Origin of the sequence: Planococcus shenhongbingii, assembly GCF_030413635.1 — a bacterium.
Classification (GTDB): Bacteria; Bacillota; Bacilli; order Bacillales_A; family Planococcaceae; genus Planococcus; species Planococcus shenhongbingii.
The window spans coordinates 581696-596133 of sequence record NZ_CP129235.1 but is presented as its reverse complement, the minus strand read 5'-3'; the positions used below and the strand labels follow the sequence as shown (position 1 = coordinate 596133).

Sequence of the window (14438 nt, the reverse complement as noted above, 5' to 3'; positions counted from 1 at the left end):
GAGTACCGGAATACTCTCCTTATAGGTATTTTATTTTTCAGCGCTTAAGTAATCGCTCATTGGTTCCCATTTTCCGTCTACCACTTTGCCGAGGCGCGCTTGGTTTGTGCCGGCGTGGCTTTCTTCACTAAACGTTACCGGTGCTGCTAATCCGCCAAGGTCGAGGTTATCAAGGGATTCAAGACCTGCCAGAACATCTTCCCCGGTAATATCGCCTTCTGCTTTCAGCTCAGCTGCTTCTTTGATGCCTTCTACCATTACTTTTGCAGCTACCCAGCCTGCCACATGCTGCATGTTGATGTCTTCGATTGATCGGCCATCGCCTTCCAAGAAGGTTTTGTACTCTTTCATTCCTTCTACGTCTTCATATGGAAGGGAATGTGTAAGTACTGCCATAAAGCCTTCTGATACTTCACCGGCTTGCTCAACCAAACCTTCGCCTGCCGCCTGGTTCAAGCCGATAAACTGCGTATCGATTTTAAGCGTTTTTGCATCACGCAGAATGGTTGAAGTCGCTCCCCATGTTTGCTGGATAATCGCATAGTCCGGATTTTTCTTTTCCATGTTCAATAATTGAGACTGAGCTTCTGTTGCTGATAATTCGATGACTTGCTCGTCTACAATTTCAACGCCGATTTCCTCACCGTATTTTTTGATGTCTTCAATTGGAGAGCGTCCGAACCCTGTATCGCTGTAAAGCAAAGCAACCGTTGGATTGTCTCCTTTATGATTTTCTTTGATCCAGTTCAACACCATACGGCCTTGATCCGAATAAGAAGCAGCTACGAAAAAGTTGTACGGGCTTTCTTTTAAATCCTTCAAGCTTTCAGAGTACGAAGCGGACATGAAAGGAATTTTATCAGTTGCTACCTGCTTGCGAAGGGCTTCCGTATCGCCTGTTCCCCATCCAAGGATTGCCGATACGCCATCACGATCTCGGTAAGTCTGATAAAGGCGCTGCGCTTCGCTAATTTCGTAGGCGTAATCTTCTCCTTTATGTTCGATATGAAGGCCTTCAATGCCGCCCGTTTTTTCTAAATTTGCGAAGAAGTCTTCTTGCCCTTCAGAATACGGAGTTCCTGTATCGCTGGTTCCACCGGTAATGTCATAAAACGAGCCGATCGTTACCGTTCTTTCCCCTTCTTTTGCGCCGCCTCCGCTTGTCGCAGCTTCTTCACCGCAAGCTCCAAGAACCAATGATAATCCGAGTAATACACTGATCGCTTTCATTCTGTTGTTTTTCAATTTACTTCCCCCTTTGTGTTTATGTAGCTATGTGGATGAAACGGCATGATGGACACTGCAGTTTCAGAAAAACCTTTGTTAATGGGAAAACGGCCATAACTTGAAATAATTTTTTAAATTGGTCCACATGGAGGCGAGCCCCCCAGGCTCAAAAATCAAAAACAGGATGATAACTATGCCAAAGACGAATTCCCGGAATGAAGACAAAATTTGTCCCAGACTTGGCAAATACAGCACCATGAAGTCGATGATCATCGTCAAGCCTACCGGCAAGAGCGTGATAAAGACGGCTCCTAAAATGGAACCCATGACACTGCCGAGCCCGCCGATCAAAATCATGGCCAAGTATTCGATTGAAACGCTGATGCCGTAGAACTCCGGACTGACAATCATTGTGTAATGAGCCAGCAAAGAACCGGCGATTCCGACAAAGAAAGAGCTGATGGCAAAGCCCATCACTTTATACTTAAACAAATTGATGCCCATGATTTGCGCAGCTACATCACGGTCCCGCACTGCCAGGAAAGCACGTCCAGTACGCGTCCGGACCAAATTGGTCGCATACAGCGCGGTCAGCATCAAGATAACGATGCATAAATAATAGTAGCTCGTATTGCTCGACAAAGAGAAAAGTCCAGCCGTCGGGCGGCTAAGCGACATCCCTCCTGTCCCGCCAGTGACGCTGGTCCAGCGGCTGATGATGAAGATGATGATAAACTGGGCAGCGAGCGTTGCAATCGCCAGATACAATCCCTTCAAGCGAAGCGATGGAATCCCGAACAAACCGCCGACAACCGCCGTTACTAAACCGGCAAGAGGAAGAGCAATCCAAAAGCTCAGTCCGTAAGTGGATGTCAGAATCGCCGAAGTATAGCCGCCTACCCCTAAGAATGCTCCGGTGCCGATAGAAATCTGTCCGGTAAAGCCCGTCAGGATATTAAGCCCAATTGCTCCAATTGAAGCAATTGTGCAAAGCGTCAGTAATCCGATCACGTAATTGGACGTAAACAGCGGAACCAGCAGGGCAAGTGCAATTAACGCAAACATTCTTAATGCAGCGCTTTTCGATCCGAATAATTTCATGTCTTTGGCATAGCTTGTTTTATAATTACCGCTTTCATTGACAAACGGATTTCGCATCGCGTTACACCCTTTCTGTTCCGCCCCGGCCAAATAACCCGTACGGCTTGATCATTAATATAAGAAGAACGACGATAAAGGGCGCTACTTCTTTCAGTCCTCCGCCAATTAACGGGTCTAAGTATCCCCCCGCCATACTTTGCAAAATTCCGATGATGAACCCACCGACAATTGCTCCAAGAATGCTGTCGAGCCCGCCAAGGATAACCACGGGCAGCACAGTCAAACCGATGGTTGCCATTGTTGGGCTGACTCCGTTAATATTACCGAGCAGCACTCCGCCTACAGCGGCGACAACTGCGGCAATCGCCCAAGTAATGGCATACACTTTCTTGACGCTGATTCCCATTGAAGAAGCCGCTTGCTTATCATCCGCCACAGCTCGCATCGCGATTCCCATTTTCGAAAACTTGAAGAATACAGAGAACAGAATGAGCAAAATGATTACGATAATGAAAGACCACAGGTAAACCGGTGTAATAATGACTCCGCCCACTTCCAGCGGCGTTGCCGGAAAGATCAGCGGGAATTTCTTCGTCTGGTGCCCCCAAATCATGTGCACGAGCCCTGCCAGCAAGCTTGACAACCCAATGGTCGCCATAATAACGGAAATGACCGGGGCGTTCTGGAGCGGCCGGATGACCAGCCGTTCGACAAGCAGCCCCAGCAGCATGCTGAACACCAAAGTAATCGCCAATGCGATGATGAACGGAACTTGATACGCCGTCATAAGCGTCAAGCAGATATAAGCGCCAATAATGACAAACTCCCCGTTCGCTAAATTCAAAGCATCACTTGCACGATAAATTAACACAAAGCCCAAAGCGACGAGCCCGTAAATACTTCCTACTACAATTCCGGTTATAAGCATCTGAATAAAAAACGTCATTTCCCCACCCCCACTTAAGCTCCTATTGCACAACCTGATGACGGATTGTACCGGTCAAGCTGCTATCATCTTCTGACGTGTTTTTGCCGGTTCCCGCCTCTACGCTGTCCCCGTAAAAACTTTCGATGAGTGAACCGTATTTCTGCTTTATATAGTTTCTTCTGATTTTCAGCGTCCGCGTCATTTCATCATCATTTGCGCTAAGCTGCTTGTGGAGGATGGCAAACTTCTTCACGGCTGCTCCGCCCTCAAGTTCTTTGCCCAGTTCACTGACTTCTTTGCTGATAAATTCAATAACTTCGGGGTTTTGTGCCAGGTCTGAGTAATCCGTATAAACAAGGCGGTTTTTATCCGCCCATTTCCCAACGCTATTCAAATCGATGTTTAAAATTGCTGTAATGTACGGCTTGCCTTCGCCAAAACATACGGCTTCCTGGATATATGGGCTGGCTTTGAGTTTATTTTCGACCATGCTTGGATAAACAAGTTCGCCATTCGCTAATGTGATAATGTCTTCTTTCCGGTCCAATACGTATAAATGCCCTGAATCGTCCAATCTGCCGCAATCACCGAGTGAAATCCAGCCATCCTGTTGCATTGAACTTTCGCTTTTCGCAAAAGCCTCTGCATTTCGAACAAAGATATCGCCTTTTTCGCTAACTTTCATTTCCGTATGCGGGAGCGGTTTGCCTACACTATTCAACTGGAGATCTTCATCTCGCTGGACAAATGCAATGCCGGCAAGTTCCGTTGCACCGTATGTCTGTTTCACGTTCACTCCGATGCTGTGGAAAAAACAATAGGTTTCCGGTTCAAGAGTCGCTCCTGCTATGTAAGCCCGTTTGACGCGCCCAAATCCCATATGATCTCTAATGGCACTGAAAACCAGCCAATCACCAATTCCATACATCAGTTTATCGGCTGCTGACACTTTTTGATGTTGAAGTTTGGCTTTAATCACCTTATCGCCATACTTTTTAAAAGTCAGATATACTTTCTTTTTGAGCCAGCTGCTTCCTTGAATACGTATGGTGAAATTCGATAACAAAGTTTGGTAAACCCGGGGAGGCGCCAATAAAGTCTGTGGACCAATTTCCCTTAAATCCGTAAGGACGGTATGGGGTTTTTCCGGGAAATTCACTGCCATTCCAGTCAATAGCGGAACCACTATGCTAATTACCTGTTCGTGGATCCAGGAAAGCGGCAAAAACGAAAAATAATCATCTTTTTCTTTCATTTTGTCTACAGAGTCCAAATTCTGTGCAGCTGCGATCAAATTGCTGTGGGACAATTTAACGCCTTTAGGATGGCCGGTAGCCGAAGCGCTATAAGCAATAATGGCTGTATCTTCAATTTCGGAAAATTCAAGTTCGCTGCTATAAAATGCTGGCGTTTCCTGAACAAATACTGCACCTTTTTCCAGCAATGCATCAAAACCGGTTAACCAGTCATGTTTGTAATGCCGCAAGCCTTGTCCGTTGCAAAAAATAATATGCTCTAAATAAGGAAGGTCATTTTTGATTTCCAGCAGTTTATCAACTTGCTCCTGGTCTTCTACAATCGCTATCCGCGCTTGGCAGTCATTTAAATAATAAATTAACTGGGCCGGAAGAGAGTCTTGATAGATGCCTGCCGAAACCCCGCCGAGTGCTTGGGCCGCCATTTGTGAATAAAGCCAATGCGGGCGGTTTTCGCCAATCAACGCCAATGTTTCGCCTCGTTTAAATTTAAACTCGGTGGATAAGGCAATTGCCAGCATTTCTACGTTTTTCTGGTATTCCCCCCAGCTGACTTCGTTCCAGATTCCAAGATGTTTTTGTCTGAGAGCCACTTCATTTTTCATTTCAGCAGCGCGCTTTGCTAATAGCTTTGGCAATGTCATTTCACAACTGCCTCCTTCCTAAATGGCTTCTTCTCCGATATAGGCTTTTATGACCGCTGGATTTTTTTGAATTTCTTCTGGCGTCCCAAAACCAATCTGCTTCCCAAAATCCAATACGGCAATATGATGGGACAAATTCATGACTACCCCTAAATCATGTTCGATCAGCACAACCGTCATGCCTTTTAGTTCATGCATATCGAGAATCATGCGCGCCATCATGTCTTTTTCGGAACTGTTCATCCCAGCCATCGGTTCATCGAGAAGAATAAGTTCGGGCTCGAGAGCGAGTGCTCTTCCTACTTCAACTCGTTTTTGCAATCCGTAAGGCAATTTCCCTACCGGTACATTCCGAATATCCTGAAGCTCTAAAAACTCGATCACTTCCTCCACTTTTTCCCGATGAACAATTTCTTCCTTTGAAGCTTTTCCAACATATAATCCACCGCTGAATAATCCTGAATCCATTAAGGCATGCCGGCCTAATTTGATATTGTCGAGGACTGACATATGGGCAAATAAGGCAATATTTTGGAAAGCACGGGCTATTCCAAGGGATGTCCGTTTGTATGGTTTTAGGCTGGTCAATTCCTGTCCTTTAAAAAGGATCGATCCTTCAGTTGGCTGATAAAGTCCGCTAATGCAGTTAAGCATACTGGTTTTTCCAGCTCCGTTAGGTCCAATAAGCGAGAAAATTTCTCCTTCTTCAATGTGGTAACTGACATTATCTAATGCTTTTACTCCACCAAACTGTAAATGCAATCCTTCTATCTCCAGAATTTTTCCCATTACGATTTCCCTCGTTTCATCGCAAAATAATACTGTAAGCGCTTCCTTGTATAGTATATAAGGAGCATAACCTTGTCAATATCAACTTTCTAAATTTTTATAATATTCTTAACTTTTAAGTCAATTTTGTTATTTTAAAATTAAGTTGCTTTTTATTAAGAGAACGAGTCTAGAATTTTTTTAAAGACGTAAATTTGTATTTTATTTTTTCTTGAACCAGTAAAAACCCGGTTGCTTCATGCACCGCATTCAATCGGGTATAGTGTTTTCCCTTAATAACTCCTGGTCCGTATGAATGACCTGATTTTTCCATCTTCCTATTCAGTGTCGCAAAGAAGAAAGCTGCCTTTTGATCTCTCAAGCACCAAATGACAGTTTTTTAAATCAAATCTTATATTGAAAAAACAATAATTTATTGATCATTTTCCGAGAACCAAATTTATATTTGCAAGCAATTTAATAGGTCGAAACTAATTGCTTTATGTTGAAATACTAATTAAATTTGCTTCACTTTATCTCTTTTCGCTTTAATTTTTTCTGCGAAAATCATGTTTTGGAAAATAAAAAAGCGTTCAAAGCGGCAACCCGCTTTGAACGCTTTTTCCAACTTCTTATAGCTCCCGCACCAGACGAATGACGTACCGCGGAATATACAAAAGAATATCCAACATATCGATAAAAAACTCGAACACATCCCAGATCCACCAGCGGTCCTTCTTCTCTTTTTTCTTCACCGGCCATCCCCCTTATCGATTTAATTTATTATACGAAGGAATAATGAAATGGTTTCATTTAACGGTGTATCCAAAAGCCTCTGCCAGCAATTCAATTCCCTTCATCCGGTTTTTTGCTCCTGATACATTTGGGATGATTGTCACTTCATCGGCACCGTATAATTCTGCAATGCGTTCAATTTCCGCCTTCACGGTTTCAGCGTCCCCAATAATCATCCGCTTGCGGTTTTTCGCTACTTTTTCCTGCTCGGCCGCACTGAAGCCTCGGGCTGCCGCCGTTTCAATTGATGGGTAATACGGCGGCGATATATCCGATTCCACAAATAATAGCCACAAGTCAAAAGCTTTCGCAATTTCTTCCGCTTGTTCTGCCGTTTCCGCAACGACGGCAAATACGGCAATGATCACTTTTGGTTTTCCAAGCAGTTTCGACGGCTGAAATCTCTTGCGGTATGTATCCACTACTTCTACGCCTGACATTGCCGGCCGCGCAAAATGGGCATAGGCATAAGCCGTTCCTTTTGCTGCAGCGAGTTCTGCACTGCTGCCACCAGTCCCGAGCATCCACATTTCGGGCGCCGTTTCAACAACCGGTGTGGCAATCAATTCATTCGCATCCGTCAGGTATTGCTGCAAGTCTTCTATTTGCTGATCATATGGAATGCGCTTATTGCCGTTCAATGCCTGATTAACTTTAAGATAGCTGCGCGAACGCCCGATTCCCAGATCGATCCGGTTTGGATGGAGCGCTTCAAGCACGCGAAAATTCTCAGCGACTTTATAGGCGCTGTAATGAGGCAGCATGACGCCCCCCGAGCCAATCCGGATTGAATTCGTTGAAGCTGCCAAATGCATCATCAGCATTTCCGGCGAACTCCCTGCAACTGACATCACTTTATGGTGTTCCGAAACCCAAAACCGCTTATAGCCCAGCTGTTCTGCAAACTTTGCCAGTTCAGTTGTCTGGAGCAATGCTTCACGAGCCGTTCCGCCTTCATCAATCGGTGAATAATCCAAAATGTTTAACGCAATCATTTGACTCCCGCCTCTTTTTTCTAGTTGATTGTAGTTTATCATGATGTAGGCTTGCTTCAGGAGCGATTCGTTTAGGGTCAATGGATGAACTCAGTTTCAAATGAGTCCCACTGCCAAAGTCGGCACTTTTACCTGTCGATGACTCCAAATGAATACCGGGTTTCGCTGCTAAACCGCTCCCCTTTCTTCAATATCGCTGAAGGGAAATGCGGGTGATGGATTGAATCCGGCAATCCTTGCGTTTCGAGGCAAAGCCCCAAGCGGTTTCCTGTATAAAGGACAACGGCCGGTTCTGTCGTTTCGACAACAAGTTGGCGCCCACTTTCTTTGTCCACCAGCATAATCTCTCTTTGCTGGCTGCTGTCCAATAGAAACGGATGGTCATACCCACCGCCTGCCAGTGGACTTTGCGGATCAATGCCGTCTTGCAGCTTCCTGCCACCTCGGAAATCAAATACCGAGTCGTCGACCGGCAAGTATCTACCTGTTGGAATTTTTTCTGTATCCAACTCAAGGAATTTATTGCTGTTTATTGTCAGTTCATGATTGAAAATACCCTGTTTCAAATCTCCACTCAAATTAAAATAACTGTGATTGGTCACGTTCAATAAAGTCGTTTTATCAGAAACGGCAGAATAAGAAATGATCACATCATTGGCCTCATCACGAATCCTGTATGTAACTTTCAGTTCAAGGTTCCCAGGATAGCCTTCTTCCCCGTCCGGGCTCCAATAAGAAAACTCGATTGCGGCTTCACTTTCATTTTGCATCATCTCCGACTTCCATAATTTATGGCTGAAGCCTTTATTGCCGCCGTGCAAATGATGGCCGTTGGCATTAGCAGCAAGTTTGTAGTCCTGGCCTTCAAGTGTAAATGTACCGCCTTTGATTCTTCCGGCAAAGCGTCCGGCCACCGCTCCTAAAAAATGTGGATTGTCTCCATATTCCTCCAATGTGTCAAAACCCAGCACTACATTCTCCAAGTTCCCCCTTTGATCAGGTGCGATTATCTTCGTAATGATGCAGCCCCAATCCATGCATGATACTTCAAAACCATTGGCGTTCTTCAAGGTGTACAAGGTCACCTGACGCCCTTCCTTATAGCCGAATAAGCGTTGTTCCACTTCCATTTCACTTCACTGCCTTTCAAAATTATAGGTCGGGCCCTCTCAGCGAGGCTCGCTTTGCAACAAGGCTTGTTCACTTGGCTCTTTCCCCTCTTACTCGTTCACTTCGACAAGTTCTGGCCCACTCCCTGCATTAGCAGACGAATGGAACATAGTATTGGAAAGCGAACGAGTGCCGCAATAAACGTCTTGAATTTTACTTTTATGCCCAAGTACAACTTGTTTATGCCCAACTGGCACAAAAAAACCATAAAAGGATGGCTCATCCGCAATCCAGCGGACAAGCCATCCTCTTTTCCATCTCTCTATTAATCCACTACGAAATACCGTGCATCCGGATGGGCAAAAACCATAGCCGACACGGAAGCTTCGGGGTCCATCATGTATTCTTCCGTCAACTGGACACCGATGTCTTCCGGCTTGATCAAGCCGAATAATTTCGCTTGGTCTTCCAGGTTCGGACAGGCCGGGTAGCCGAATGAGAAACGCTGCCCTTGATATTTCGCTGCGAAACGATCCCGCATCGAAAAGTCGGTGGCATCGGGGAAGCCCCATTGATCGCGGATTTCCTGATGGATGCGCTCTGCAAAACCTTCTGCCAGTTCCAGCGCTGTCGCTTGCAGCGCATGGCTTTCAAGAAATTTTCCGGTTTCTTTCAAACGAGCCGCTTCATCACGTACGCCGTGCCCTGCCGTCACTTGCATAAACGCGACATAATCCATTTCGCCGCTGTCGACGGATTTTAAATAATCCGCGAGGCATAGAAACGGCTCAGCTGACTGGCGCGGGAAGGTAAAGCGTTCAATTTCAGTCTTGGCATCCGCCGGGCTATAAATAATGACGTCGTCGCCATCACTTTGTGCCGGGAAAAACTGATACATGCCGGATGGCTTTAACAATCCGGCTTGCAAGAATCCGGTCGCCAGTTCATGCAGTTCCACTGCCCGCTGGTCGCCTTGTGCAAGCGATTTTTCACTGAAGCCTTTCAAGCCGAGATGGTGGCCGATCAATGTTCGCATATTGACGTACGGATACAGATGCGCCACTGAATAATCCTTCAGCACATGCCGGCGCAAATCGTTCGGCTTGTAGACCGGCACATCTTCCCGGACTGTCTTGACCGGACGGACTGCTACCGCCAATGCCTGTTTTGATTCTCTTGCCGCTTCCGACACTTTGCGTTTTTCCTGCTGCGCATCGAGTTCTTCCAGCAGCACCGCTTTACCGGCTCCGCTTTGCAGGCGGTTGGCAAGGTCCAAGCCTTGCATCGCATCTTTTGCGTAAATGACCGGACCGTCATATTCCGCGGCGATTTTGGTTTCGGTAAAGCGCCGCGACAATGCCGCGCCTCCGACCAGAATCGGCACATCAATGCCTGCTTCCTTGAAGTCCTGGGCTGTGATGACCATCTGTTTTGCCGATTTGACGAGAAGCCCGGATAAGCCGATCATATCCGGCTTTTCTTTGCGGATCACTTCGATCAACGTCGCTGGCGTCACTTTGATGCCGACATCGATGACTTTATAGCCATTATTGCTGAGAATGATATCCACCAGATTTTTGCCGATATCATGGACATCACCTTTAACTGTTGCCAGAACAATTTTGCCTTTGCCGGAATCGTCTTCTTTTTTCTCCATAAACCCTTCCAGGAAAGAAACCGCCGCTTTCATCACGCCGGCGCTTTGCAGCACTTCCGCCACAATCAGCTGGTTATCATTGAACAGGCGGCCCACTTCAGCCATGCCTTCCATCAGCGGACCGTTAATGACATCAAGCGGCGTATCATACAGGTCGAGCGCTTTTTCCAAATCCGGAATCAGCCCTTCTTTCGTGCCTTCCAGAATATAATAGGCAAGCCGTTCAGGAACCGTTTTTGGAATATCGTCTTCGGTTTTTTCCTTTTTCTTATCGCGGTAAAAATCCGTAAAGTCGGCTAAGGTCTTATCAGTCGTCGTAAACAGCAACTCGTTCGCCATTTCAATTTCTTTTTGCGGAATTGAAGCGTAGCGCTCCAGTTTTTCCGTATTGACGATGGCATAGTCAAGCCCTGCCTGCGTGCAGTGGTATAAATACACCGCATTCAGCACTTCACGGCCGACTGGCGGCAAGCCGAATGATACGTTGCTGATGCCTAGAACTGTCAGACAGCGCGGAAATTTCTGCTTGATCAGGCGGATTCCTTCAATGGTCTCCACCGCGGAACCGATGTATTGCTGATCGCCAGTCCCGACCGGAAATACGAGCGGATCGAAAATGATGTCTTCCGGCGCAAGCCCCCATTTATTGACCAATAAATCATACGATCGTTCAGCAACTTCAAGCTTCCGTTCGCGCGTGACAGCCATGCCCGGTTCGTCGATTGTCCCAACCACAACGGCCGCGCCGTATTTCTTCACGAGCGGCATAACCGCGTCAAACCGTTCTTCTCCGTCTTCCAGATTGATCGAATTGATGATGGCTTTCCCTTGGGAAAATTTCAACGCTGCTTCAATGACGGCTTCATCCGTGGAATCAATAACAAGCGGAACTTTCACTTTTTTGACAACTTCCTTCATAAAGTTGGTCATGTCTTCGAGCTCATCGCGGTCCGGGTTTGCCAAACAAATATCGATGACATGCGCTCCGTTCTTCACTTGTGCCCGGGCAATTTCAGAAGCTTCTTCAAATCGGCCATCGATAATCAGCCGCTTGAATTTACGGGAACCGATGACATTCGTTCGCTCCCCGATAAACAGCGGGCGCATCGATTCATCGTATTGCAGCGGCTCGATGCCAGAAATCACATGGCCATGTCCGGCTGCTTCCGGCTTTCTCGGTGCTAACCCTTCCATCGCTTCCCTGACGGCTTTAATATGGGCCGGTGTCGTTCCGCAACAGCCGCCGACTACATTGAGCCAGCCTTTCTCGGCAAATCCGCGCAGTTTTTTCGACAAAGATTCGGGCGTCTCGTGGTAATGGCCTTCTTCATCCGGCAGCCCGGCGTTCGGATAACAGCTGACATAGCCATCCGAAAGCTCAGCTAAAGAACGGATATGATCCGTCATAAACTCAGGACCCGTCGCGCAGTTCAAGCCGACTGACAGCGGCTTGACGTGTTCAATTGAAATATAGAACGCTTCAATGCTCTGCCCCGCAAGCGTCGTTCCCATCGGCTCGATGGTTCCGGACACCATGATCGGCAGCTCGATGCCGGTTTCTTCAAACGCTTTCTTGATGCCAATCGTTGCTGCTTTGACATTCAGCATATCCTGGCTCGTTTCCAGTAAAATCAAATCTGCGCCGCCTTCGACGAGCGCTGTCGCTTGCACATAGAAATTATCCAGCATTTCATCAAATGTTACGCCGCCCGTCACGGATAAGGTTTTTGTCGTCGGGCCGATTGCACCTGCCACAAAACGCGGCCATTCCAGCGTTGAAAAAGCGGCTGTGCTGCGTTTCGCAATTTCCACCGCCCGGCGGTTGATTTCCGCTGCCTGTCTGCCGAGATCGTATTCATCCAGCACGATCGATGTGCCGCCAAAGGTGTTCGTACAGATAATATCAGCGCCCGCCTCCAAATAAGCATGGTGGACGCTTTCAATCACATTCGGACGAACGATATTCAAATACTCGTTGCAGCCGTCAAGCTGCTCTCCGCCGAAATCTTCTGCTGACAAATCAGCATTCTGAATCATCGTCCCCATAGCTCCGTCAATAATTAAAATTCTTTTTTCAAGTTGTTCAATTAGCTGTTTGGACATGGCTGCGATCGCTCTCTTTCTGTATATCAAGTTGGCGGATATAATCGATCAATTCCAAAGACATATCATAGCGGAAAAATGGCGTAATCAAGTAAATGCCATTGAATAATTCCGCTGCTGTATCAATCAGTTCTTTTGCGATTTGGATGCCTTCTGCGCTGGCACGGTCTTTATCATCGCCGCAAGCGCGCATCCGCTCGAGCGCATCTTCCGACAATTTGATGCCCGGCACTTCATTATGCAGGAATTCGGCACTGCGGATGCTGGTCAAAGGCATTACTCCGAGGAAAATCGGCGTATCCAGATGCTTGGTCGCTTCATAAATTTCAATGATTTTCTCTTTCGTATAAACCGGCTGCGAAATGAAATAATCCGCGCCGCTTTCAATTTTCTTCTCCAAACGCGCCACTGCCCGGTCTAAAACGCGGACATTCGGGTTGAACGCAGCGGCGACGGAGAAGTTCGCTTTTTTGCGCAGCGGTTTCCCGGAAAATGAAATGCCTTCATTCAGCTTTTTGATCAACTGGATCAATTCCAGGCTCGATACATCATAAACACTGGTCGCTCCAGGAAAATCCCCCACTTTTGTCGGATCTCCCGTTACTGCTAGGATATCATGGATTCCGAGGGCATCCAGCCCCATCAAATGCGACTGCAAGCCGATCAAGTTCCGGTCACGGCATGTTATATGCGCTAGCGGACGGATTTGTTCCTGGTGTTTCAAAATGGCGCCCATCGCCAAATTGCTGACCCTGGGAGAGGCAAGCGAATTGTCGGCCATAGTAACTGCGTCCACTCCTGCTGCATTCAGCGCTTTTGACCCTTCGATGAACTTTGTAATATCTAAATGCTTCGGCGTATCCAATTCCACAATAATGGTACGCTCCGTTTTTGCTTTTTCATGAAGCGGCGCTTCTTCAAGTGCTTCCGCTTCCCGAATGACGATTGGCTTTTTCTTCACCACTTCTTTTTCAGTAACCGGCTTTAAATTGCCGATGCGTTTTTTCAGCGCTTCGATGTGTTTTGGCGTCGTGCCGCAACAGCCGCCGATCAAGCGCGCCCCTTCTTCTCTTAATAATAAACCTGCGCGCCCGAAATAATCTGCTTCCGATTCATAAACCACCCGGCCATTTTCAAGATCCAATAAACTGGCGTTCGGATAAGCTGAAAGGAAAGCTTTTTTCGGCAACGACACTTCTTCCAGCGCTTGAATCGTATGGTGTGGCCCCAACCGGCAATTAACGCCGACAATATCAGCGCCTAATTCTTCCAGTTGGTGCAAGGCGTCATTCAAAGCCAGACCGTTTTGCAAGATACCCGGCTCGTGCATGGACACTTGGGCAATCAACGGCACATCGGTCACTTTCCGTAGATGGATGACGGTTTCAGCCAGTTCTTCAAAATCATAATATGTCTCAAGCAGCAAGGCATCCGGGTCTCCTGCCAGCAAATAGCCTGCTTGCTGGTCCACCATCGTGATGATTTCCTGCAAAGTCGCATCGCTTTTCCGGATGCCCCGGATGCCGCCGATTGTTCCAAAGACAAATTGCCCGCCCGGAGCGGCCGCCCGTTTTGCGATGCGGATTGCCGCTTCGTTGATTTCTTTCACTTGATGCTCAAGCCCGTAACGCGCAAGTTTCAAAGCATTGCCGCCATACGTATTGGTCTGAATGATATCTGCGCCGGCCTGAATGTATTCCTGATGGATCTTTTCGATGATTTCCGGCCGCTGCAAATTCAATTCCTCGTTGCAGTATTCAATGCCGTATGAATATAATAACGTTCCCATTGCTCCGTCTGCCGTCAATATTCTCGTCTTTAGCTCATCTAATAAACCCATGCTTTCGCCTCCTA

10 protein-coding genes are annotated in these 14438 nt (G+C 47.0%); all 10 read right to left on the bottom strand.

Translation table 11 applies throughout. The annotated features are described in order from the left end of the window. Positions 1-30: 30 nt before the first annotated feature. The 10 genes from QWY16_RS03100 to QWY16_RS03055 all read right to left on the bottom strand — a co-directional run bounded on the left by QWY16_RS03100 (position 31) and on the right by QWY16_RS03055 (position 14424). Positions 31-1245, bottom strand: coding sequence for an ABC transporter substrate-binding protein (locus tag QWY16_RS03100; RefSeq protein WP_300991394.1), 1215 nt, complete (start codon positions 1243-1245; stop codon positions 31-33). 78 nt (positions 1246-1323) lie between these two features. After that, entirely contained in the window at positions 1324-2385 is a 1062-nt protein-coding gene (locus QWY16_RS03095) for a branched-chain amino acid ABC transporter permease (protein WP_300991393.1), read from the bottom strand. A 4-nt stretch (positions 2386-2389) separates the two neighbouring features. Next, positions 2390-3274 carry a branched-chain amino acid ABC transporter permease gene (locus tag QWY16_RS03090; protein ID WP_300991392.1) on the bottom strand — a complete coding sequence of 295 codons (885 nt, stop codon included), beginning with the start codon at positions 3272-3274 and terminating at the stop codon, positions 2390-2392. Between the two features lie 22 nt (positions 3275-3296). After that, positions 3297-5156, bottom strand: a complete 1860-nt coding sequence (locus QWY16_RS03085; protein WP_300991391.1) for an AMP-dependent synthetase/ligase — start codon at positions 5154-5156, stop codon at positions 3297-3299. Between the two features lie 18 nt (positions 5157-5174). Further along, positions 5175-5945: an ABC transporter ATP-binding protein gene (locus tag QWY16_RS03080; protein WP_300991390.1), complete on the bottom strand. Its 771-nt coding sequence runs from the start codon at positions 5943-5945 to the stop codon at positions 5175-5177. Between the two features lie 611 nt (positions 5946-6556). Beyond that, on the bottom strand, positions 6557-6679 hold the full coding sequence (locus QWY16_RS03075) for a hypothetical protein (RefSeq protein WP_300991389.1): 123 nt from the start codon (positions 6677-6679) through the stop codon (positions 6557-6559). A 54-nt stretch (positions 6680-6733) separates the two neighbouring features. Continuing rightward, positions 6734-7714, bottom strand: coding sequence for an LLM class flavin-dependent oxidoreductase (locus tag QWY16_RS03070; RefSeq protein WP_300991387.1), 981 nt, complete (start codon positions 7712-7714; stop codon positions 6734-6736). A 128-nt stretch (positions 7715-7842) separates the two neighbouring features. Then, the gene (locus tag QWY16_RS03065) at positions 7843-8844 is read right to left on the bottom strand and encodes an aldose epimerase family protein (RefSeq protein WP_300991385.1); all 1002 of its coding nucleotides are present in this window, start codon (positions 8842-8844) and stop codon (positions 7843-7845) included. Between the two features lie 305 nt (positions 8845-9149). Further along, the gene (gene metH, locus QWY16_RS03060; protein ID WP_300991383.1) at positions 9150-12584 is read right to left on the bottom strand and encodes a methionine synthase; all 3435 of its coding nucleotides are present in this window, start codon (positions 12582-12584) and stop codon (positions 9150-9152) included. After that, positions 12565-14424, bottom strand: a complete 1860-nt coding sequence (locus QWY16_RS03055; protein WP_300991382.1) for a bifunctional homocysteine S-methyltransferase/methylenetetrahydrofolate reductase — start codon at positions 14422-14424, stop codon at positions 12565-12567. Before QWY16_RS03055 ends, metH begins: the two co-directional genes overlap by 20 nt. Positions 14425-14438: the final 14 nt, after the last annotated feature.